This window comes from Paraburkholderia kururiensis JCM 10599 = LMG 19447, assembly GCF_003986935.1.
Lineage (GTDB): Bacteria > Pseudomonadota > Gammaproteobacteria > Burkholderiales > Burkholderiaceae > Paraburkholderia > Paraburkholderia kururiensis.
Genome location: NZ_RJZE01000010.1, coordinates 121,319 through 141,389 on the forward strand (window position 1 = coordinate 121,319; position 20,071 = coordinate 141,389).

General features: G+C 67.3%; 15 protein-coding genes. 7 read left to right on the forward strand and 8 right to left on the reverse strand.

The features are described from left to right. Window positions 1-99: 99 nt before the first annotated feature. Together ispF and ispD are read right to left on the reverse strand one after the other, a co-directional pair. Window positions 100-579 (reverse strand): 2-C-methyl-D-erythritol 2,4-cyclodiphosphate synthase, encoded by a 480-nt coding sequence (gene ispF / locus PKKP23_RS13960; RefSeq protein WP_126877331.1) that lies wholly within the window; start codon window positions 577-579, stop codon window positions 100-102. 59 nt (window positions 580-638) lie between these two features. Continuing rightward, entirely contained in the window at window positions 639-1,349 is a 711-nt protein-coding gene (gene ispD / locus PKKP23_RS13965; RefSeq protein ID WP_126877332.1) for a 2-C-methyl-D-erythritol 4-phosphate cytidylyltransferase, read from the reverse strand. Window positions 1,350-1,548: 199 nt separating this feature from the next. Here ispD and mfd point away from each other — a divergent pair, with 199 nt between their 5' ends. From mfd to mscL, 4 genes are all read left to right on the forward strand, one after another. Next, complete coding sequence (gene mfd / locus PKKP23_RS13970) at window positions 1,549-5,058, forward strand: transcription-repair coupling factor (protein ID WP_126877333.1); 3,510 nt, start codon at window positions 1,549-1,551, stop codon at window positions 5,056-5,058. Between the two features lie 291 nt (window positions 5,059-5,349). Beyond that, window positions 5,350-6,633 carry an acetylornithine deacetylase gene (gene argE, locus PKKP23_RS13975; protein WP_275094572.1) on the forward strand — a complete coding sequence of 428 codons (1,284 nt, stop codon included), beginning with the start codon at window positions 5,350-5,352 and terminating at the stop codon, window positions 6,631-6,633. 42 nt (window positions 6,634-6,675) lie between these two features. After that, window positions 6,676-7,722, forward strand: coding sequence for a threonine/serine dehydratase family protein (locus PKKP23_RS13980; protein WP_126877334.1), 1,047 nt, complete (start codon window positions 6,676-6,678; stop codon window positions 7,720-7,722). A gap of 123 nt (window positions 7,723-7,845) precedes the next feature. Then, window positions 7,846-8,292 carry a large conductance mechanosensitive channel protein MscL gene (gene mscL / locus PKKP23_RS13985; RefSeq protein WP_017773785.1) on the forward strand — a complete coding sequence of 149 codons (447 nt, stop codon included), beginning with the start codon at window positions 7,846-7,848 and terminating at the stop codon, window positions 8,290-8,292. A 64-nt stretch (window positions 8,293-8,356) separates the two neighbouring features. Here the strand turns inward: mscL and PKKP23_RS13990 are convergent, their stop codons facing one another. From PKKP23_RS13990 to PKKP23_RS14000, 3 genes are all read right to left on the reverse strand, one after another. Further along, window positions 8,357-10,375, reverse strand: a complete 2,019-nt coding sequence (locus PKKP23_RS13990; protein WP_051061961.1) for a hybrid sensor histidine kinase/response regulator — start codon at window positions 10,373-10,375, stop codon at window positions 8,357-8,359. Window positions 10,376-10,454: 79 nt separating this feature from the next. After that, complete coding sequence (locus PKKP23_RS13995) at window positions 10,455-10,934, reverse strand: response regulator (protein ID WP_017773783.1); 480 nt, start codon at window positions 10,932-10,934, stop codon at window positions 10,455-10,457. 118 nt (window positions 10,935-11,052) lie between these two features. Then, window positions 11,053-12,684, reverse strand: a complete 1,632-nt coding sequence (locus PKKP23_RS14000) for a sensor histidine kinase (RefSeq protein WP_126877335.1) — start codon at window positions 12,682-12,684, stop codon at window positions 11,053-11,055. A gap of 448 nt (window positions 12,685-13,132) precedes the next feature. On the opposite strand from PKKP23_RS14000, the gene PKKP23_RS14005 reads away from it, so the two are divergent. Beyond that, the gene (locus tag PKKP23_RS14005; protein ID WP_026121240.1) at window positions 13,133-13,630 is read left to right on the forward strand and encodes a hypothetical protein; all 498 of its coding nucleotides are present in this window, start codon (window positions 13,133-13,135) and stop codon (window positions 13,628-13,630) included. 96 nt (window positions 13,631-13,726) lie between these two features. On the opposite strand, the gene PKKP23_RS14010 is transcribed toward PKKP23_RS14005, so the two are convergent. Then, a complete protein-coding gene (locus tag PKKP23_RS14010) occupies window positions 13,727-16,273 on the reverse strand; it encodes an AsmA family protein (protein WP_126877336.1) in 2,547 nt (848 codons plus the stop codon). A 231-nt stretch (window positions 16,274-16,504) separates the two neighbouring features. Here PKKP23_RS14010 and PKKP23_RS14015 point away from each other — a divergent pair, with 231 nt between their 5' ends. Then, on the forward strand, window positions 16,505-17,329 hold the full coding sequence (locus PKKP23_RS14015; RefSeq protein ID WP_126877337.1) for an ABC transporter ATP-binding protein: 825 nt from the start codon (window positions 16,505-16,507) through the stop codon (window positions 17,327-17,329). After that, on the forward strand, window positions 17,326-18,138 hold the full coding sequence (locus PKKP23_RS14020) for an ABC transporter permease (RefSeq protein WP_126877338.1): 813 nt from the start codon (window positions 17,326-17,328) through the stop codon (window positions 18,136-18,138). Before PKKP23_RS14015 ends, PKKP23_RS14020 begins: the two co-directional genes overlap by 4 nt. On the opposite strand, the gene PKKP23_RS14025 is transcribed toward PKKP23_RS14020, so the two are convergent. Both PKKP23_RS14025 and PKKP23_RS14030 read right to left on the reverse strand, forming a co-directional pair. Then, the gene (locus tag PKKP23_RS14025) at window positions 18,135-18,695 is read right to left on the reverse strand and encodes a DUF6013 family protein (RefSeq protein ID WP_026121239.1); all 561 of its coding nucleotides are present in this window, start codon (window positions 18,693-18,695) and stop codon (window positions 18,135-18,137) included. The two genes, PKKP23_RS14020 and PKKP23_RS14025, sit on opposite strands and share 4 nt — an antisense overlap. A 238-nt stretch (window positions 18,696-18,933) precedes the next feature. Then, complete coding sequence (locus PKKP23_RS14030) at window positions 18,934-19,950, reverse strand: zinc-binding alcohol dehydrogenase family protein (RefSeq protein ID WP_126877339.1); 1,017 nt, start codon at window positions 19,948-19,950, stop codon at window positions 18,934-18,936. Window positions 19,951-20,071: the final 121 nt, after the last annotated feature.

The following is a 20,071-nucleotide window of genomic DNA, read 5'->3' on the forward strand; positions in this document are numbered from 1 at the left end:
ACGACTTTTGTTCTTTTATTTCACGGTCTTTTTACCGGACGCGGACTCGCGGCACGCCATCCGGCAATCTTGTCCGGCTCTCGCTGCAACACGCGTCAATCACACCCGCATGAGCAGCACGGCCGCCTGCGCCTCGATGCCCTCGCCGCGCCCGAGGTACCCCAGCTTCTCGTTGGTCTTGGCCTTCACGTTCACGCGGTCGAGCGGCAATTCGAGGTCGGCCGCGATATTGGCGCGCATGCCGTCGATGTGCGGCGCAAGCTTCGGCGCCTGCGCGATCACGGTGCTGTCCACGTTCGCAATGGCGAAGCCCGCCTGCTTCACGCGCGCCGCGCACTCGCGCAGGAGCACGCGGCTGTTCGCGCCGGCAAAGCGCGTGTCGGTGTCGGGAAAGTGCCGGCCGATGTCGCCGAGCGCCGCCGCACCAAAAAGCGCGTCGGTGATCGCGTGCAGCAGCACGTCGGCATCCGAGTGGCCGAGCAGCCCGCGCTCGTAAGGCACCGTCACCCCGCCGATGATGAGTGGACGCCCAGGCACGAGTGCGTGTACGTCATAGCCCTGTCCGATTCTGAAATCCATGCGTAAGTCCGTAGTGAAAATTCGGGGGTGCTCGAGCTCACTTCGAGCTCAGTTCAAGGTCACTGAGCGGCCGGCCGGCTCAGGATCGCTTCCGCGAGATCGAAATCTTCGGGATAAGTCACCTTGAAGTTGCGCAGGCTGCCCTGCACGAGCCGCGGCGCGTGACCGAGCCATTCGATCGCGCTCGCTTCGTCGGTGAGGTCGTGGCCTTCCTGTTGCGCCCGCTCGATCGCGTGGCGCAGCATGCCGAGCCGGAACATCTGCGGCGTCTGCGCCTGCCAGAGGCCGTCGCGCGACTCGGTGCGCGCCACGTGCGGCGGCTGTGCAGGCGCCATGCGCTTGAGCGTGTCGGCCACGGGCAGCGCCACGATGCCGCCTACGGCGTCGTCCTTGAGTTCGGCAACCAGCGTGCGGATCAGCGCGGGCGTAATGCCCGGACGCGCCGCATCGTGCACGAGCACCCAGTCGTCGTCGCGCGCACCGAACCCCGAGAGCGCGATGAGGCCGTTGAGCACCGACGCCTGGCGTGAAGCGCCGCCGCAGCGCTGCACCGCGAAGCGCAGGCCGGCGAAGCGGCGCGCGTCGAAATGGGCGTCGTCGGGCGAGATTACAACGAGTGTCTGCGCGAATTCGCTGCAGGCGTCGAACGCGGAAAGCGTGTAGTGGAGCAGATCGCGGCCGGCCACGGTACGGTACTGCTTCGGCATGGCCGAACCGGAACGGCTGCCGGTGCCGGCGCACGGAATGAGGGCAAAAAGGCGTGAGGTCACAGTAGTCGGATACTTGCGGACGCCGCTCGCCGGAGCGCCCGTCTGAGCCGGGTGCGAAAGCTGCGGGAGCCAAATGGAAGGACGGATTTTATAATAGGTCCTTTGCGTTGACGCCGGAGCATGCCCGAGCGCGGTCCGGCGGCCGCTGCAATCGCGCATCATCACGGCTTCATTGCCGCCCAAGGCCGCTCCCTTTCCTATGTCCGATACCGCCGCTTCATCGTCGTCCCCGTCTTCTCCGTTGCCGCCGGCCTGCCCTGTCGCGCTCGTGAAGAGCGGGCAGCGCTTCGCGTTCGACGGCACGCACGGGTCGTCCGATGCGCTTCTGATCGCCCGCTACCACCTCGCCTACCGCGACAAGATTCCGCTGCTCGCGGTGGTCTGCGCGAGCGCCGTGGACGCGCAGCGGCTCTCGCAGGAAATCACCTTCTTCGCGCCGAATGCCCGCGTGCGTCTGCTGCCGGACTGGGAGACGCTGCCCTACGACACCTTTTCGCCGCACCAGGACCTCGTCTCCGAGCGGCTCGCCACGCTGCACGACCTGGGCGAAGGCCGGTGCGACATCCTGCTCGTGCCCGCCACCACGGCGCTGTACCGCATGCCGCCCGCGTCGTTCCTCGCGGCCTACACATTCTCGTTCGCCCAGGGCGAGCGCCTCGACGAGGCGAAGCTCAAGGCGCAGCTCACACTCGCGGGCTACGAGCACGTGAGCCAGGTCGTGCGTCCCGGCGAGTACTGCGTGCGCGGCTCGCTGATCGATCTCTATCCGATGGGCTCGCCGCTGCCGTACCGCATCGACCTGTTCGACGACCAGGTGGATTCGATCCGCGCGTTCGACCCCGACTCGCAGCGCAGCCTTTACCCCGTGCGCGACGTGCGCCTCTTGCCCGGCCGCGAGTTTCCGTTCGACGAAACCGCGCGCACCGCGTTTCGCAGCCGCTGGCGCGAGGTGTTCGAAGGCGACCCGAGCCGCGCGTCGATCTACAAGGACATCGGCAACGGCGTGCCGTCGGCCGGTATCGAGTACTACCTGCCGCTCTTCTTCGAAGAGACGGCCACGCTCTTCCATTACCTGCCGCCCGCGGCCCACCTCGTGTTTTCGGGCGACCTCGACGTGGCGATCCGCCGCTTCACCGCGGACACGAAGCAGCGCCACAGCTTCCTCTCGCACGACCGCGACCGGCCGATTCTGGAACCCCAGCGGCTGTTCCTTTCCGACGACGACTTTTTCACGCTCGCCAAACCGTTCGCGCGCCTCGTGCTGCCGGGCGCAAGCGGCGGCGGCTGGGCCGCGCCGCTGCCAAGCCTCGCACTCGACCGCCACGCCGACGACCCCGTCGCCGCACTGCGCGCCTGGCTTGCCACCACGCCGAACCGCGTGCTGTTCGCGGCCGAATCGGCGGGACGCCGCGAGACCATCGCGCAACTGCTCGCCGATAACGCCCTGCGCCCCGCGCAGACCGACAGCTTCGAAGACTGGCTCACGGGCGACGCGCCTTTCTCGCTCGGCGTCGCGCCGCTCGCGAACGGGTTCATCGTGCCGGCCGAAGGGCTCGCCGTCGTTACCGAAACCGAGCTTTACGGCACGCTCGCGCGCCGCACGGGCCGGCGCCGCCAGGAGCAGGCGAGCAACGTCGATTCGATGGTGCGCGACCTCTCCGAACTCAAGGTGGGCGACCCCGTGGTCCACGCGCAGCACGGCATCGGACGGTACTGCGGGCTCATCACGATGGACCTCGGCGAAGGCGAAACGGAGTTCCTGCACCTCGAATACGCGGGCGACAGCAAGCTCTACGTGCCCGTCTCGCAGTTGCACGTGATCTCGCGCTACAGCGGCGCGGACCCCGAAAGCGCGCCGCTGCACGCGCTCGGCTCCGGTCAGTGGGAAAAGGCGCGCCGCAAGGCGGCCCAGCAGATTCGCGACACCGCAGCCGAACTGCTCAACCTCTATGCGCGCCGCGCCTCGCGCGAGGGCCATGCGTTCAAGCTCGAACCGCGCGACTACGTGAAGTTCGCCGAAAGCTTCGGCTTCGAGGAAACGCCCGACCAGGCCGCTGCGATTGCGGCCGTGATCGGCGACATGACGAGCGGCAAGCCGATGGACCGCCTCGTCTGCGGCGACGTGGGCTTCGGCAAGACCGAAGTCGCGCTGCGCGCCGCGTTCATCGCGGTGATGGGCGGCAAGCAGGTGGCGCTGCTCTCGCCCACCACGCTGCTCGCGGAGCAGCACACGCAGACCTTCACGGACCGCTTCGCCGACTGGCCCGTGCGCATTGCCGAACTCTCGCGTTTCAAGTCAACGAAGGAAGTCAACGCCGCGATCCAGCAGATCAACGACGGCACCGTGGACATCGTGATCGGCACGCACAAGCTGCTTTCGTCGGACGTGCAGTTCAAGCGGTTGGGGCTCGTCATCATCGACGAGGAACACCGTTTCGGTGTGCGCCAGAAGGAAGCGCTCAAGGCGCTGCGCGCCGAAGTCGACGTGCTCACGCTCACGGCCACGCCGATTCCGCGCACGCTCGGCATGGCGCTGGAAGGCCTGCGCGACTTCTCGGTGATCGCCACGGCGCCGCAAAAGCGCCTCGCGATCAAGACCTTCGTGCGGCGCGAGGAAGACGGCGTGATCCGCGAGGCCATGCTGCGCGAGCTCAAGCGCGGCGGCCAGGTGTACTTCCTGCACAACGAGGTGGAGACCATCGAGAACCGCCGCGCGATGCTCGAAGCACTTGTGCCCGAGGCGCGCATCGCCGTGGCCCACGGCCAGATGCACGAACGCGAGCTCGAACGCGTGATGCGCGACTTCGTGGCCCAGCGCGCCAACGTGCTGCTGTGCACGACGATCATCGAGACCGGCATCGACGTGCCCACGGCCAATACCATCCTGATCCATCGCGCCGACAAGTTCGGGCTCGCGCAGTTGCACCAGTTGCGCGGACGCGTGGGCCGCTCGCATCACCAGGCCTATTCGTATCTGCTCGTGCACGACCCGCAGGGCCTCACGAAGCAGGCACAGCGCCGCCTCGAAGCGATCCAGCAGATGGAGGAACTGGGCGCGGGCTTCTACCTCGCCATGCACGACCTGGAAATTCGCGGCACGGGCGAAGTGCTGGGCGACAAGCAGTCGGGCGAGATTCAGGAGATCGGCTTCCAGCTCTACACGGACATGCTCAACGACGCCGTGAAGGCGCTCAAGGAAGGCCGCGAACCGGACCTCAACGCGCCGCTCGCGGCAACCACCGAGATCAACCTGCACGCGCCCGCCATCTTGCCCGCCGACTATTGCGGCGACGTGCAGGAACGGCTCTCGCTCTACAAGCGCCTCGCAAACTGCGAACACGACGATGCGATCGACAGCATCCAGGAAGAGCTGATCGACCGCTTCGGCAAGCTGCCGCCGCAGGCGCACGCGCTCGTCGAGACGCACCGCCTGCGCCTCGCCGCGCGGCCGCTCGGCATTTCGAAGATCGACGCGGGCGAAGCCGTGATCGGTCTGCAGTTCGTGCCGAACCCGCCCATCGACGCCATGCGGATCATCGAGATGGTGCAGAAGAACCGGCACATCAAGCTCGCGGGTCAGGACAAGCTGCGCATCGAAACCCGCAGCCCCGACCTCGCCGTGCGCGTGGCCACCGTCAAGGAAACGCTGCGCGCGCTCGGCACGCCGGCCCGTCATGCGGCCGCTGGCGCCGCCACGTCGGTGCGGTAAGCAGGGCAAGCCACGCGAAGGCTGCGGTTTGCACCGCCCGCTGCGCTTCGCGGCGGGCGGCCTGCAGGACGACACGCGCTGCGCGCCGCGCGTGTCTTTCGCGCTGCTTCGTGCTGCTTCGTGCTGCTTCGTGCTCCGCTCACGCTCCTCGATACCAGAGCGCAAGGCATTCATGCTGCAACGCGCAAACCCCTTGCCGAGCCCTTACTGGTCGCTTACCTTACGCCGCAAGCCTTTGGCGAGGCTCGGCTTTTTCTGTATCATCCAACGATAAACCAGTGGAGTTCTGTCATGTCCCAGGTTGCTGCGTCAGCGTATCCCGCCACGTCGCCCGGTCTGTCTTCCGCACCCTCCGCCGTCCCTCCTTCCGCATCTTCCGTTTCATCCGATTCAAACGCTTCCCCCGCTTCGCTTTCCTGGGTGACCCGCCTCGTGTCGATGGACACGGTGAGCCGCAATCCGAACCTGGGTCTGATCGAGACGGTGCGCGACGCGCTGCGCGCGCTCGGCGTGCAGTCCACGCTCACGCACGACGATAGCGGCAAGTGGGCCAATCTGTTTGCGACCATTCCGGCGCACGACGGCCGCACCGCAGGCGGCATCGTGCTCTCGGGCCACACCGACGTGGTACCCGTGGACGGCCAGGCCTGGGACAGCGATCCGTTCAAGCCCGAGATTCGCGACGGCCGCCTGTACGGCCGCGGCACCTGCGACATGAAAGGCTTCATCGGCGCCGCGCTCACGCTCGTTCCCACGATGCTCGCCACGAAGCTCGCGAAGCCGATTCACCTCGCGCTCTCGTTCGATGAGGAAGTGGGTTGCGTAGGCGCCCCGCTCATGATCGACGAACTCGTGAAGCGCGGCGTCGCGCCCGAAGGCTGCATCGTGGGCGAGCCGACCAGCATGCGGCCCATCATCGCCCACAAGGGCATCAACGTGTATCGCTGCTGCGTGCGCGGCCAGGCCGCGCACTCGTCGCTCACGTCGAAGGGGCTCAACGCGATCGAATACGCGGCGCGTCTCATCTGCCACATTCGCGACATGGCGGACCGCTTCCGCGAGCAAGGCCCGTTCGACGAACTCTACGACGTGCCGTTCACCACGGCGCAGACCAGCACCATCGCGGGCGGCAATGCCGTGAACACGGTGCCCGCCGAATGCACCTTCGCCTTCGAATTCCGCAATCTGCCCACGCTCGACCCCGACGCGATCTTCTCGCGCATCGAGTCGTACGCACGCGAAACGCTGTTGCCGAAGATGCAACGTGAGCACGCAGCCGCCGCCATCGAATTTACGAAGGTTGCCGCAGCACCGGGCCTCGACGACGCCGAAGCGGCCGCCATCACGCAGCTCGTGCGCGCACTCACGTCCGACACGGGCCGGCGCAAAGTCGCCTACGGCACCGAAGCCGGACTCTTCGCGCGGGCCGGCATTCCGAGCGTGGTGTGTGGGCCAGGCGACATCGAGCAGGCGCACAAGGCGAACGAGTTCGTCGCGCTCACGCAGCTCGCCGAATGCGAGCGCTTCCTGCATCGATTCATTCACAGCATGTCGCTCGAGGCGCAGCTGCGCTAACGCGCACGCTTCGCAAACCGTTCACGCCGACGCCCGCGCGCCATGTCCACCGCCACCCCGCAGCACACCGACCATACGATAGACGGCGAGCCGATTCCCACGCTCGACGACATCGCCACGCAGCACTTCGCGCTCACGCCGTGGGTGGTGCGAACGCCGGTGTTCGAGCGCCACGACTTTCCGTCGCTCGAAGACACCATCGTCAACTTCAAGTTCGAACTGTTGCAGGCGGGCGGCAGCTTCAAGGCGCGCGGCGCGTTCACGAACATGCTCGCGCTCGACAGCTCTCAGCGCAGCGCGGGCGTGACCTGCGTGTCGGGCGGCAATCATGCGGTGGCCGTGGCCTATGCGGCCATGCGGCTCGGCATCGGCGCAAAGGTCGTGCTGTTTCATTCGGCCAATCCTGCGCGCGTGGCGCTGTGCCGCCAGTACAAGGCCGAGATCGTCATGGCCGGCAGCCCGGCAGAAGCCTTCGAAACCGTGCGCCAGGTCGAGGCAGAAGAAGGCCGCTACTACGTGCATCCGTTCAACGGCTATCGCACGGTGCTCGGCACTGCGACGCTCGGCTACGAATGGGCCACGCAGACGCCCGACCTCGACGCCGTGATCGTGCCCATAGGCGGCGGCGGGCTCGCTGCCGGCGTGGCCACGGCGCTGCGCCTCGCTAATCCGCGCGTGCACGTGTACGGCGTGGAGCCTGAAGGCGCCGACGTGATGAGCCGCAGCTTCGCGGCCAATCACACGGTGAAGATGAGCCATGTGGAGAGCATTGCCGACTCGCTGATGGCGCCGTTCACCGAGCAATACAGCTACGAACTGTGCCGCCGCCACGTGGACCGCATCGTGACCGTTTCCGACGATGCCTTGCGCGCGGCCATGCTGCTGCTCTTCAACCAGCTCAAGCTCGCCGTCGAGCCAGCCTGCGCGGCCGCCACGGCGGCGCTCGTCGGACCGCTGCGCGAGACGGTTCAGGGCAAGCGCGTGGGCGTGCTTCTGTGCGGCACCAACATCGATCCGGCGAGCTTCGTCGTGCACATCGGCCGCGCGGTGGCGGGTGCGGGCGTACATGCAGGCACGAAACCGGCTTGAGGGCATGAGCCTCGCCTCGCAGCGCGAATCGCTACCCTCACGGTAAGACGTTGACTATCATTGGCCGAACGGCGTGCTTTAATGCCGCGCTACCCAATCAATAACTTCAAGGAGGTCCGCCCCATGGGCATGATCAAGGAATTCAAGGAATTCGCCGTCAAGGGCAACGTGATGGATCTGGCGGTCGGCGTCATCATCGGCGGCGCGTTTTCCACCATCGTGAATTCGGTCGTCAAGGACCTGATCATGCCGGTCATTGGCGTTGTCACCGGCGGCCTCGATTTCTCGAACCAGTTCGTCCGGCTCGGCACCATTCCGCCCTCGTTCAAGGGCAACCCCGATTCGTATAAAGATCTGCAGACAGCGGGCGTGGCCGTGTTCGGCTACGGCTCGTTCATCACGGCCGTGATCAACTTCCTCATCCTCGCGTTCATCATCTTTCTGATGGTGAAGTTCATCAACAAGCTGCGCCAGCCCGCAGAAGCCGCACCCGCCGCGCCGGCGCCCACGCCCGAAGACGTGCTGCTGCTTCGCGAGATTCGCGACACGCTGAAGAGCCAGCCGCGCTGATACCTGCCGGCATATTGCTCTGCTCGCGGTTTGCGCCGGCAGAGCAACGAAGGGCTATCGAGCGCTATAGGCCCAGATCGACGTCGCGCGCCGTCTGCTCGAGTGGTGGCGTCGCCCCCGGCGGTTCGGCCTTCTGCCTCGCCGCGCTCTCGATCAGCTGTTCGAGCTGCGCGAAATTCACCGGCTTGGTGAGATGCCAGGTGAAACCGGCTTCGATGCTGCGGCGCACGTCCTCGTCGGTGCCGAAGCCGGTCAGTGCAACGGCCGGCACCGCCGAATGCTCGCGGAAAGCGCGGATGAAATCGAGGCCTGTACCGTCCGGCAAACCCACGTCGCTGATCACGAGATCGAACTCGATGCTCTGGGCCGCCGCCAACGCATCGGCCACGAGGCTCACCACCGTCACGTCATGACCAAGGCTGCGCACAAGCTGCGCCATGACCTCGGCCGTGTCCTCGTGATCTTCGATCATCAGGATCGTCAACGTGCACGCGGCCATGGATACGGCCGACACGGGCGCCGCCGGCTCAGCCTGCGGCGGCTCGCAGACAGGCAGCACGATCGTGAAGGTCGCGCCGCAATGCACGCCCGGACTCTTCGCGCTCACGTGGCCGCCATGGGCGTCGGTGAGTGCCTTCGTGATCGCGAGGCCCAGCCCCAGGCCGCCGAACTGACGCGTCATGTTGTGGCTGCCCTGCTCGAACGCATTGAACAGCTTGCCGATCTGCTCGGGCGCAATGCCGATGCCGGTGTCTTCCACCGAGATCTGGATCTGCGAACCTTCGTCGCGCGTGCGCACGTAGATGTGTCCGCCGTCGGGCGTGAATTTGGCGGCGTTGCGCACGAGGTTCCATAGCATCTGCTGCAGGCGCGCGCGGTCGGCGCGCACGTAGTGATGGCGCGCCGCCGTGTCGATGTGCACGTCCTGCTGCTTGACCTGAATCTCGCTGCGAAAGAGTTCGAGCACGCTGTCGATCACCTCGTGCACGTCCACCGTTTCCAGCGTGAGGCTCAGCTTGCCGTTGGCCACGCGCGTGAGATCGAGCAGATCGTCGATCAGGCGCGCTTCCAGTTCGATATTGCGGCGGATCATCCGCACGCTCGCGCGCGCCTGCTCGGGCAGATCGACAATCATGTCGAGCACGCGCGTGCCGGCCAGCACCGGCGTGAGCGGCGTGCGCAGTTCGTGCGACAGCATGGCGAGAAAGCGGTCCTTCGCGCGATTGGCGTCTTCGGCCGCCTGTCTCGCCGCCTGCTCCGAGGCGAGCAGCCGTTCGCGTTCCTCGATCGCCTCGCGCTGAGGCTGGATGTCCGTGCAACTGCCGAACCACTTGTTCACGCCGCCGCGCGGATCGCGCACGGCGACGATGCGCACGTCGAACCAGCGGTACGCGCCGTCGTGGCGCCGGATCCGCATTTCGTGGTGGTAGTAACCCGTCGCGCCGCCCGACACCGCCGCGAGCCAGGTGCGGCGCACCTCTTCGCGGTCGTCGGCGTGCACGGCGTCGAGCCAGCCAAGGCCCAGCGAACGCGTTTCGTCGAGGCCCGTGTACTCCACCCACTGCTTCGAGATGAAATCGCAGCGGCCATCTGAGCGACACGTGAGCACGAGGTGCGGCAGCGCCTCGGAAAGCGTGCGGTAGTGCTCTTCGCGATCGAGCAACAGGAGCGCTTCGGCCGACGCGCGTTGCAGGCGAATCTGCGCGAGCACGCGCTCCACCGCTTCGGGCAGATAGTCGAGATAGTCGCCCGACTTCGGCACCACGTCGGAGACGCCCGCGCGCAGCGCCTGGATCACGCGCGACTCGTCGGTGAAACCGGTGACGAGAATGGCCGGAATGCGCACGTCTTCGGCGCGCAGGCGGCGGAAGAAATCGAGCCCGGTTTCGGGGCCGTCGAGCTGATAGTCGAGCACGAGCAGATCGGGCGCCTCGGCGGCGATCAGTTCGCGTGCGCTCGCGGCGCCCGTGCAGGTCGCCACGCGCACGCCGGCCCGCATCAACGACTTGCGGGCAAGACGGAGAATGCCTTCGTCGTCATCGACGACGAGAATGTAGGCGGCAGGCGTAGCGCGGTCGGTCATGCTGGTGGAAGCGGCGGCGTGTGTTGTGAAAAAGCGTTCGTTCGTAGCGGTTCCCCGGAGTGCGGCGCCTGCCGCGTCGTCATCCATGTGAAGCGAACCGTTGGCCCTGCGGCAGCTTCACGACCTGAAGGAAGAAGCCGAGCCGCCGTACCGCCTCGATGAACGCGTCATATTCGACGGGCTTCGTGATGTAGACGTTGCAGCCCAGTTCGTAGCAGCGTTCGATCTCGCGCGGGTCGTCGGTGGTGGTGAGCACGATCACGGGCACCGCGGCCGTTTCCGGCGACGCCTTCAGCCGGCGCAGCACCTCGAAGCCGTCCACGCGCGGCATGCGCAGGTCGAGCAGCACCACGACGTTCGTGAGCTGATCGCGCGCAGGCCAGGCGCGCTCCGCGTGCGCGGCCGGATCGCCGAAGAAGTAGTCGAGCGCTTCGGCGCCGTCCCGAAGGCGCAGAAAGCCGTTCGAAATGCCCGAGCGGCGCAGGTTGCGTTCGACGAGCGTCGCATGGCCGTCGTCGTCTTCGACGAGCACGATGCTGACGGTCTCTCCTTGTGTCATGGTTGGCTCCGGAAGGAGAGGCGCGCGTGGCGCGTGGCGAGGCGGACGTGAGATGTCGGCATGGTGGGCTGGGTGGTTTGCTTCGCGGTTGGTTGTCCGGTGCGCTCTGGGGTTGGCTTCATGGTGCACGCAAGGGCTGCTCGGGCAGCGTGAAGAAGAACGTGGACCCGGCGCCTTCCACCGATTCGACCCACGCCCGCCCGCCGTGCCGCTCCACGGTGCGCCGCACGATGGCAAGGCCGATGCCCTCGCCTTCGGCCGTGTCGGTGCGCAGACGCGAGAACGCGCGAAACATGCCCGGCAGCGAGCCCGCGGGAATGCCCACGCCATTGTCGCGCACATAGTAGGTGCGCATGCGAGGGCGCGGCACGGCGGCCGGATCGTGTTCGTCGACGGGCTCTTCCGGTTCGGGGTCGAGCGCGCCCACCTCGATGCGGCCCGGCCGCGCGGGGTCGAGATAGCGCAGCGCGTTGCCGGTCAACTGGCCGAACACCTGTTCGATCGCCGCCGGGTCGCCCCATGCCGGCGGCAATTCGCGCACCGCTATGGAGACACCGCGCCCGGCGAGCGTCCCTTCCAGGCCGTCCACGATACGCGCCATCACACGGCCTATGCTCACGCGCTGCCAGTGATACTCCACGCGCCCCGCGCGCGAAATGCGCAGGAGCGCGTCGATGATGGCCGCCGCCCGGCTCACCGCGTGCCGCACGAACTGCAGCGACTCGCGGATGTCGCCGTCCAGCACTTCGGCGAGGCGCTCGTGTTCGGGTGCGGGCAGTCGCGCCGTTTCCACCGTGGTGCGCAGGTCGTCGCACGAGACCTGCAGTTCGTTCGAAAACCCTTGCAGGTTCACGAGCGGCGAGCGCAGGTCGTGCGAGACGCTGTAAATGAACATCTCGTTGTCTTGCGTCTCCTGGCGCAGATGCTCGTTCAGGCGCGCGAGTTCGGCCGCGCGCGCTTCGAGCTGCGCCTTGAGTTCGGTCTGCTCGCGCTCGGCGCCGCGCAGCCGCGCGCTGGTGTCGTGCAACACGGTGTCGAGTGCCGCGATCTCGTCGTTGCCCGACAGCGGCGCGGTGAGCGGCTGGCTGTTGCCGAGCCGCCCGGCATTGGCCGTGAGCACCGCGAGCCGCCTGCCGATGTTGCGCGCGAACACGAACGCGGAACCCGCCCAGATCAGCATGGATCCCACCACGGCAGCAATCAGCGCGGCCTGCTGGCGCGTGCGCGTGAGCGCGAGCGATGCACGGCTCTCCGAATCGCGGCGCCGCTCTTCGGTAATGAAATCGTCAAGCTGTGTGCGCACGAGCTGGATTTGCGGCGGCAGCGCATCGTTCTGGGCGTCGGCATAAGGGCCGATGGTGCGCCCTTCGTAAAGCGCGCTCGCCACGCCCGACACCTCGGTACGCCAGGCCTCTGCCGCAGCGCGCATGCGGTGCACGCGTGCTACCTGTTCCGGCTGGTTGGCCACGAGATGTTCGAGCTGGCCGAGACGGTCCGAGAAGTCGGCCCAGATGGCGCGCCGGTCGATGAAAGACGGGTCGCCCAGCACCACGCCTGTGCGCACGCGCGCCGCCTCGCGCAACAGCGGCTGGGCGAGCGTGGTGGCCTGCCAGAGAACCTGCTGGCTGTCCGCGGCGCCTTTCGCGGCCTGCATGGCCTCTTCCTGGGTGCCGAACACGAACCCCAACAGCGCCAGTTCGACGGCGCTCGGCACGGCGATCAGCAGCAGACCCTTGGTGAACAGTTTCATCGATAGGCGTCCAGGTTGCCGAATCGTGCGCTCGCGGCTCTTATGCTCTTGTGCACTTCTGCACGACATGCGCGACGCTGCGGGCCGCGCCCGAACGGATAGACAGGCGCACCGCGAGGGCGGGAACTTCGCATGTACGGAAGCGGCCCATTATCCTGTTGAACGGCAGATATTTCAACGACCCGCCCTGCAAGCGCCAGCGCACATAAGGCACACACTAACCGCGTGCAAGACGGCCTTTTTTATGGGGCCTGCATGCACTGCGCGGGCATGCCGGTCTATATTATGGCTACAGACAGAAGTCCGGAGACGCCTGCAGCGCGGCGCGCGGTCCGGCATGAGACGTGCGGTGCACATGAGTCGGACAGTTGGTCGAATCATCGTGAATCCGGCATTTTCGTATGCTATAAAAGATCGACGTGCGGCGCGCGAGGCCGGGAGTGGTCGCATGAGAACGCTGCGTTTGTTGCAATTCCTTTTCAGGCGAATGTTTATGTCCTTCCCGAAGAAGCGTAAGCGCGTGAAGGCGGACAGCGACGAGTCCTTTCTCGCCGTACTCACGCATTTCAAACCGTTCGGCCAGCTCGACACGAAGATCGCGCGTGCGCGCGCTCAGGACGAGCCCGTGCTCTATGCGCATGTCCTCCCCGGACTCGACGTGCTGTTGTGCAGCGTGCGCGGCGCGCAGCCGCCCTACCCGGCCACCGCGGAGTTGCGCCGCCGCTGTATCGAATCCATTGCGAATGCCCTCGAGCAGCCGCTCGACGGTCTCGAGAACGGTGGCTATTGGTATGAGGCCGACGGTTTCGGCTTCCTTGTCTTTGCGAGCCGCGCTCGCGGGCGGATTCTGCCCGAGTTCGGCGCTACGCGCGCAGGGCTCGCCGCCCGTCGTGGCGCGCGGCGCCAGGACGCGGCGGGCGACGCCACGCCGCGCTCGCTGCGCTAGGGTCTGCTGCGCCGGGCCTGGTCAGTTCATAACAGGCCCGGGCGTCGCTTGAACACTTCCAGCTAAATCCTGGGTAAGCCCTGCTGGTCCGGCCTGCTATCGCGAGGCCGCACCACCTGGCGCGTGCGCGCCCGTGCCCGCCGGCGGTAGACGCGGCGCCTTCTCCTTCTGTCCCGGCGGCGGAGCCGTGGGCTGCTGTCGCATCTGCGCGAGCAGATTGGCGCACGGCAACGGCTGGTTGTTGCTTGGGGCGATGAGCGGAATCAGCGCTGCGAACGGATTGAGCAACCCGAGCCCCACCATCGCCCCGCCGCGCAACGCGAGCGCGGCGGCGTCCACGCCGACGTGCGGGTCTTTGAACGTGCCTTTCACGTAGAGCGGCGAGCGCAGCGAGAACACACGAAAGCCCTTTGTATGGGGATGAATGTGGAGATCCATCGACTCGTCGTGAAGATTCACCTTGCCGTCGATGTTGATCACCGCGTCCTCGGTATCGAGTGCGAACACGCGCGAGTCGAGCACGCCGTCGGTCGCGACGAAATCCGCGGCGGCGCAGTTGATCTTCACGTCGCGCGTGCCGAAGAGCTTTTCATAGACCACGTTCGCCACGTTGAGCCCCGCCGCTTCCATGAGCAGCAGGCTGATGGTGCCCTGCGTCACGAGCGCCTTCACCTCGCCATTCGAGGTGGCGGCAAGCGCGGCGGGCGAATTGCCGGTGGCCGTGAGCGACGCGTCGCCGTTGATCTCGCCGAGCGCCGATTGCATCGACTTCACGCCCGGAAACAGCTGTTTGAGCTTCAGGTGACGCGCCGCGGTGGCGAAACGCCCCTTGAGCGGCACGCCGCTGCCGTCGAGGTCGATATTCGAATCCAGCGTGCCGCCCGCCACGCCGAAGCGCAGCGGCTGTAGCGAGAGCGCGCCGTCGCGCAGCAGCACGTGCGTGTAGAGGTCCGTGATCGGCAGGTTCGCGTTCTTGATGATGCGCCGGCCCGTGAGCGTCACGTCCGCGTCAATGGCCTTCCAGCGGTCGGTGCGAAATGCCTCGACGGGAATCACGCGGTCCGCCGGCTGCTTCGAGACGTCGCCGCGCTTGCGCTTGCTCGCGTTGGTATCGGCGCCGATGATCGGCGCGAGGTCGGAGAACTGCAGCAGGTTCGACACCAGCTGGCCTTGCAGCAGCGGCCGCGGCTGACGCTGGAACCACGCCAGCGTGCCGTTGAGATCGCTGCCGCCCACGCGGCCCGTGAAATTCTCGTAGCGGAACACGTTGCCGTCGCGCTTGAACTGGCCGACGAGCCGGCCATCCGTCGCGTAAGGCGGCGTCTCGGGCAACGTGATGCCGGTGAGCGTGTAGAGATGCGCCATGCTTGCGCCTTGCAGCCACAGGCGCAGATCGACGGCCGCGAGGTGCGCGGGATCGGTGATCGTGCCCACGAGCGCAATGTGCGTGTCGCCCGCGCGTACGTCGGCCTGCACGGGGAACGGGCGATTCGCGTCTTGCAGCGCGAGTATGCCGCCCAGCTTGCCGGTGCCGGAGACGGGCGCGTGGTTGTAGGTGCCCTTCAGCGTCCAGCCGATGGCGTAGAGCGGTGCGGCGGCAGGCGTGGCAGTAGCGCGGCCGGCTTCGCTTGCACTGGCGGTGCTGCTTGAACTGGCGGTGCTGCTTGAACTGGCGGTGCTGCTTGAACTGCCGGCGCTGCTTGAACTGGCGGAGCCGCTGCCCGCCGAGGCGATCGCGCTCGCCGACGCTGCCGCGCTCGCCGAGGCCACCGGAGCCTTGGCCGCCGACCCCGAACTGACCGAACCTGGCGTGCCCGGAGCCGACGCAGCCGCCGTCCGCGAACCGGAAGCGGCCGCGGTCGCGCCCGGAACCGAAGCGCCAGAAGCCCCTGGAGCGCCGGAAGCCCCCGAAGCCTCGACAGCCTCCGACGCCTCGATTGCCTTCGCCTGGGCCGCCAGCCGCGCCGCGCCCGCTTTGCCCACCATCTGCGCCGACGCGTTGCGCGACGCATTTTCCTGCGCCGCCATCACGTCGCCGATCGGAATCGCCTGGCCCAGCGTGTCCACGGTCAGTTGCACGTCGGCCTTCGTTTTCTGGTCCGCATACGCGACATAGCCTTTGGCGAACGCGACATCGTGCAGATCCAGCTTCCAGGTGGACGGCCCGCTCGACGACGGCAGCTTGAAGGTCCAGTTGTTGCGGTCGTCCTGGGTACGCTCCAGATCGACGGACGGATTCACGAGGTTGATCACCGGCACCACGATGCGATGTGCGAGGAGCGGCAGCAGCTCGACCTCGAAGTCGATCTCGTCGAGCGTCGCGAAGTAGCGCGTCTTCGCCCAGTCGGGATTGGCCACGGTGATGTGCGCCGCCGAAAAGCGCGGCCACGGCACCCATGCGCGCCAGCCGGTCTCGCCCACCGGATGTCGCCAGCCCAGCTTGAGGTCGCCTTCGATGCGCAAGGTGCGGCCGATCGCCTGGCTCACCTTGTCGTCCACCCAGGGGCGGGCGCGGTTCCAGTCGAACGTGAGAAATACCACAGCGACCACGGCGACGAGGACAGCGACGAGCGCTACGAGCCATGCGATGATCTTGCCGACGCGTCGGCCGGGAGTGCGCGCGGGGGTCTGCTCCGGCGTCATGCCTGCTCCGTTGTGTTTTTGACCGTTTATAAGGGCGGCAGCAGGGTCCGTGCCCGCCGCAGCGGCCAGTCCGCTTTCACGCCCCGAAGGCTCCGTATGATGCCGCAGCGCGGCATGCCCCGCAAACCGCGGCCCGGCCTCGTGCGGGCCGCCCGCGAAGCCATCCGGCCACGGACGAAGAAACCACGCGAGCGGTGCCGCCGCGCCGCAGGTCCCCGAATAACCGCGCCCATGACCGATACGCCCCTTCTCGAAGCCCGCGCCATCGTGCGCCGCGATGCCGAGCGCGGCCAGCTGCTGCTCCACGCCGCCAGCCTCGCGCTGCATGCGGGCGACCGCGCCGCCGTCACCGGTCCCTCCGGTTCGGGCAAGAGCGTGCTGCTGCGCGCGCTCGCCCTGCTCGATCCGCTCGATGGCGGCGACGTGTGGTGGCACGGCCAACCCGTCTCGCGCGAGGCGATGCCGCGCTACCGGCGCAACGTCGCCTACATCCGCCAGCGCCCCGCCATGCTGGACGGCACCGTGGAAGACAACCTGCGCTATCCGTATGCGCTGCGCGTCTACCGCGACGTTTCGTTCGACCGCGAGCGCGCCGCGGCACTCGTGCGCGCGGCGGGACGCGGCGACGACTTCCTCGCGCGGCGAGCAAGCGAACTCTCCGGCGGCGAAGCGCAGATTGCGGCGCTCGTGCGCGTGCTGCAACTCGAACCGCAAGTGCTGCTGCTCGACGAACCCACGGCGTCGCTCGACCCCGAGTCGTCGCGCGCCATCGAATCGCTCGTGCTCGCATGGTTCGAGGCCTGCGACAGCGGTACGACCCAACGCGCCGCGATCTGGGTCTCGCACGATCCCGCCCAGGCGCAACGCGTCAGCAACCGGCATCTCACGATGCGCGCCGGCGTGCTCGGCGGAATGGACGCGAACGCAGAAACGGACGCGAACGCAGAAGCGCCCGCCGCCGCGGCCACGGCGCCGCCAGAAACCCGGCCCCGGCACGAAGGCAAGCAACCCGCGACGCAGCCCGATCCGACCATTCCGAAGGAGTCCCCGCGATGAACACGAGTCTGCAAAACCTCAGCCTCGTCGACGTCGGCATCGCGGCGTTGCTGATCGTGGTGAACGGCGCGGTGTCGGTGCTGCTCAAGCTCGATCTCGAACGCAAGCTCGCCTGGGCCGCGGTGCGCACCGTGGTGCAGCTGCTCGCGATCGGCTACGTGCTCGGATGGGTGTTCCAGTACGACCGCTGGTACGCCGTGCTGCCGTTGATGGCGCTGATGACGCTGATCGCGGGCTTCGCGGGCGCGCAGCGCGGCTCGCGCACCTATGCGGGCCAGCGCGCGGACAGCATCGTCTCGATTTGGGTCAGTTCGTGGCTCGTGGCGGCCGTCGGGCTCTTCGTCGTGATTCGCATTCGGCCGTGGTACGCGCCGCAATACGCGATTCCGATACTCGGCATGATTCTCGGCAACACGCTGACCGGTGTGTCGCTCGGCGTGGAGCGCATGACCGAAGAACTCACGGCCCGGCGCGACCGCGTCGAAATGGCGCTCGCACTAGGCGCGACGCGTTGGGAAGCGGCGCAGGAGCCCGCGCGCCAGGCGGTGCGGGCCGGCATGATTCCCACGCTCAACCAGATGGCCGTGGTGGGCGTGGTCAGCCTGCCCGGCATGATGACGGGCCAGGTGCTCGCGGGGCAATCGCCGCTGCAGGCCGTGCGCTACCAGATCGTGATCATGTTCCTGATCGCCGCGTCGTCGGCGCTCGGTACCGTGGGCGCCGTGCTGCTTACCTACCGGCACCTGTTCTCGGCCGAGCACCGCTTTCTCGCGGCGCGGCTCGTGGAGCGAACGGCGGGCCGCGCCTAGCGTTTGGCAGACACGCTGACCTGCGTGCCGTCAGTGAGCGTGACGGTCTTCACCGTGCCATTGGTGGGCATCGCGAAGCGCAGCACCTGGTTCGTCGCTGCGAAGGTCGGACAGGTCAGCGTCTTGCCGCCGCTCTTCACCGTCGCCTTGCCGCGCGGCGCCTGCGCCTGGAAGCTCAACTGCACGGTAGCCGTGCCGTCGCTCGCGACGATGGGCGCAAGGCGAATCCGCGTCTGACGCAGCAGCGCCCCGTTCGCGTCGAGCGGCAGGTCCGCGTAGCCGGGGCATTGGTTGTTCACGCTCACGGAGCCGCCGGGCGGCACGGTCTTCCACGTGAAGTCGTCGGTCTGGCCGGACCGCAGCGTGCGCGTCTCCTGCGCGTTGCCGAACTCCTTCGACACGACCTTGACGGTGTACTGGATGGGACCGTCGGGCGGCGTCTGCGACGTCACCTTGACGGGCGGCGCGGCCTCGGCCTTCGTCATGAATCCGCCTCCCGAAACGACGGCAAGTACGGCTGCGGTAACAACGGCCCGGCGTGTACGGCGGGAGCTCATACCTCACCTCCTTGTTGTGGCGCCGCGCCATCGCGCGTTCAAACGGCCACGCATGCGGCGCGGTGCTGCCTTCCAGTCTTAGGGTGTCCTGCCAGTCTAACGCCACCCTGCGACGGCCGCGACGCGCACCGATTCAGGTATTCCCCCGCTTGTCGCCGCGCGTTTTTTGCGCGTGGCCCCGCCGCCCGGACCCGCGCATGAACCCCGCATGAGCCCCGCATGAGCCCATGTGCCGTGCTCAGAACCCCGACAGCACGACCTTCCCGATGGCGCGCCCCGCCTCCAGCAGTTGATGCGCATGCCTCACGTTCTGCGCGTTGATCGTGCCCAGATGCTGGCCTACGGTGGTGCGCAGCGTGCCCGCATCCACGAGGCGCGCGACTTCGCCCAGCAGACGGTGCTGTTCGATCATGTCGGGCGTGCCGAACATGGAGCGCGTGAACATGAACTCCCAGTGAAAGGACGCGCTCTTCGCCTTGAGCAGTTCGACCGGCACGGGCTTCGCGTTCTCGACGATCGTGCAGATGGCGCCCTGCGGCTTCACGATCTGCGCGGCGGCCGGGAAGTGGGCGTCCGTGTCGTTGAAGAGCAGCACGTAGTCCACCTGTTCGAAGCCTGCCGCTTTCATCTGCGCGGGCATGTCGCCGTAGTGGTCGACGATGTGGTCCGCGCCGAGCCCGCGCGCCCATTTCGCCGATTCGGGCCGCGACGCCGTGGCGATCACCGTGAGCTTCGCGAGCCGTTTCGCGAGCTGGATGCCGATGGAGCCCACGCCGCCGGCGCCGCCCACGATCAGCACGGACCGGCCCGCATCGGCGCCTTCCGGCGACACGCCGAGCCGGTCGAACAATGCCTCCCACGCCGTGATCGCGGTGAGCGGCAAAGCTGCGGCGTGCGTGAAGTCGAGCGAGGCGGGCTTGCTGCCCACGATGCGTTCATCCACGACGTGGTATTCGCTGTTCGCGCCCGGCCGCGTGATGCTGCCCGCGTAGAACACCGGGTCGCCCACCTTGAAGAGTTCGACCTCGGGGCCTACGGCGGCCACCGTGCCCGCAGCGTCCCAGCCTAGGATGCGCGGCGCTTTCTCCACCGTGTCTTTCGGTGCACGCACCTTGTAGTCCACGGGATTGACGGAGATCGCCTCGACTTTCACGAGTAAATCGCGCCCTTGCGGCTCGGGCGTGGGGACGTCCACGTCGACGAGTGCTTCGGGATGGTCGACGGGCAGATAACGATAAAGACCAACAGCTTTCATCCGAGGCTCCTTGCTGGAATGGAATGGTGCGCCGGGCGCGGCACATGCCACGAGCGCGGCTGACGGCAGTCCGCTTCCCCCGATCTCGGCTCGCGTGCCCGGGGCTATACGTCGCCATACG

What these genes read in the sequence shown, in the direction of transcription:
- ispF (WP_126877331.1), bottom strand. Translation starts at nt 579, where the DNA reads ATGGATTTCAGAATCGGACAGGGCTATGACGTACACGCACTCGTGCCT.
- mfd (WP_126877333.1), top strand. Translation starts at nt 1,549, where the DNA reads ATGTCCGATACCGCCGCTTCATCGTCGTCCCCGTCTTCTCCGTTGCCG.
- argE (WP_275094572.1), top strand. Translation starts at nt 5,350, where the DNA reads ATGTCCCAGGTTGCTGCGTCAGCGTATCCCGCCACGTCGCCCGGTCTG.
- PKKP23_RS13980 (WP_126877334.1), top strand. Translation starts at nt 6,676, where the DNA reads ATGTCCACCGCCACCCCGCAGCACACCGACCATACGATAGACGGCGAG.
- mscL (WP_017773785.1), top strand. Translation starts at nt 7,846, where the DNA reads ATGGGCATGATCAAGGAATTCAAGGAATTCGCCGTCAAGGGCAACGTG.
- PKKP23_RS13990 (WP_051061961.1), bottom strand. Translation starts at nt 10,375, where the DNA reads ATGACCGACCGCGCTACGCCTGCCGCCTACATTCTCGTCGTCGATGAC.
- PKKP23_RS13995 (WP_017773783.1), bottom strand. Translation starts at nt 10,934, where the DNA reads ATGACACAAGGAGAGACCGTCAGCATCGTGCTCGTCGAAGACGACGAC.
- PKKP23_RS14000 (WP_126877335.1), bottom strand. Translation starts at nt 12,684, where the DNA reads ATGAAACTGTTCACCAAGGGTCTGCTGCTGATCGCCGTGCCGAGCGCC.
- PKKP23_RS14005 (WP_026121240.1), top strand. Translation starts at nt 13,133, where the DNA reads ATGAGAACGCTGCGTTTGTTGCAATTCCTTTTCAGGCGAATGTTTATG.
- PKKP23_RS14010 (WP_126877336.1), bottom strand. Translation starts at nt 16,273, where the DNA reads ATGACGCCGGAGCAGACCCCCGCGCGCACTCCCGGCCGACGCGTCGGC.
- PKKP23_RS14015 (WP_126877337.1), top strand. Translation starts at nt 16,505, where the DNA reads ATGACCGATACGCCCCTTCTCGAAGCCCGCGCCATCGTGCGCCGCGAT.
- PKKP23_RS14020 (WP_126877338.1), top strand. Translation starts at nt 17,326, where the DNA reads ATGAACACGAGTCTGCAAAACCTCAGCCTCGTCGACGTCGGCATCGCG.
- PKKP23_RS14025 (WP_026121239.1), bottom strand. Translation starts at nt 18,695, where the DNA reads ATGAGCTCCCGCCGTACACGCCGGGCCGTTGTTACCGCAGCCGTACTT.
- PKKP23_RS14030 (WP_126877339.1), bottom strand. Translation starts at nt 19,950, where the DNA reads ATGAAAGCTGTTGGTCTTTATCGTTATCTGCCCGTCGACCATCCCGAA.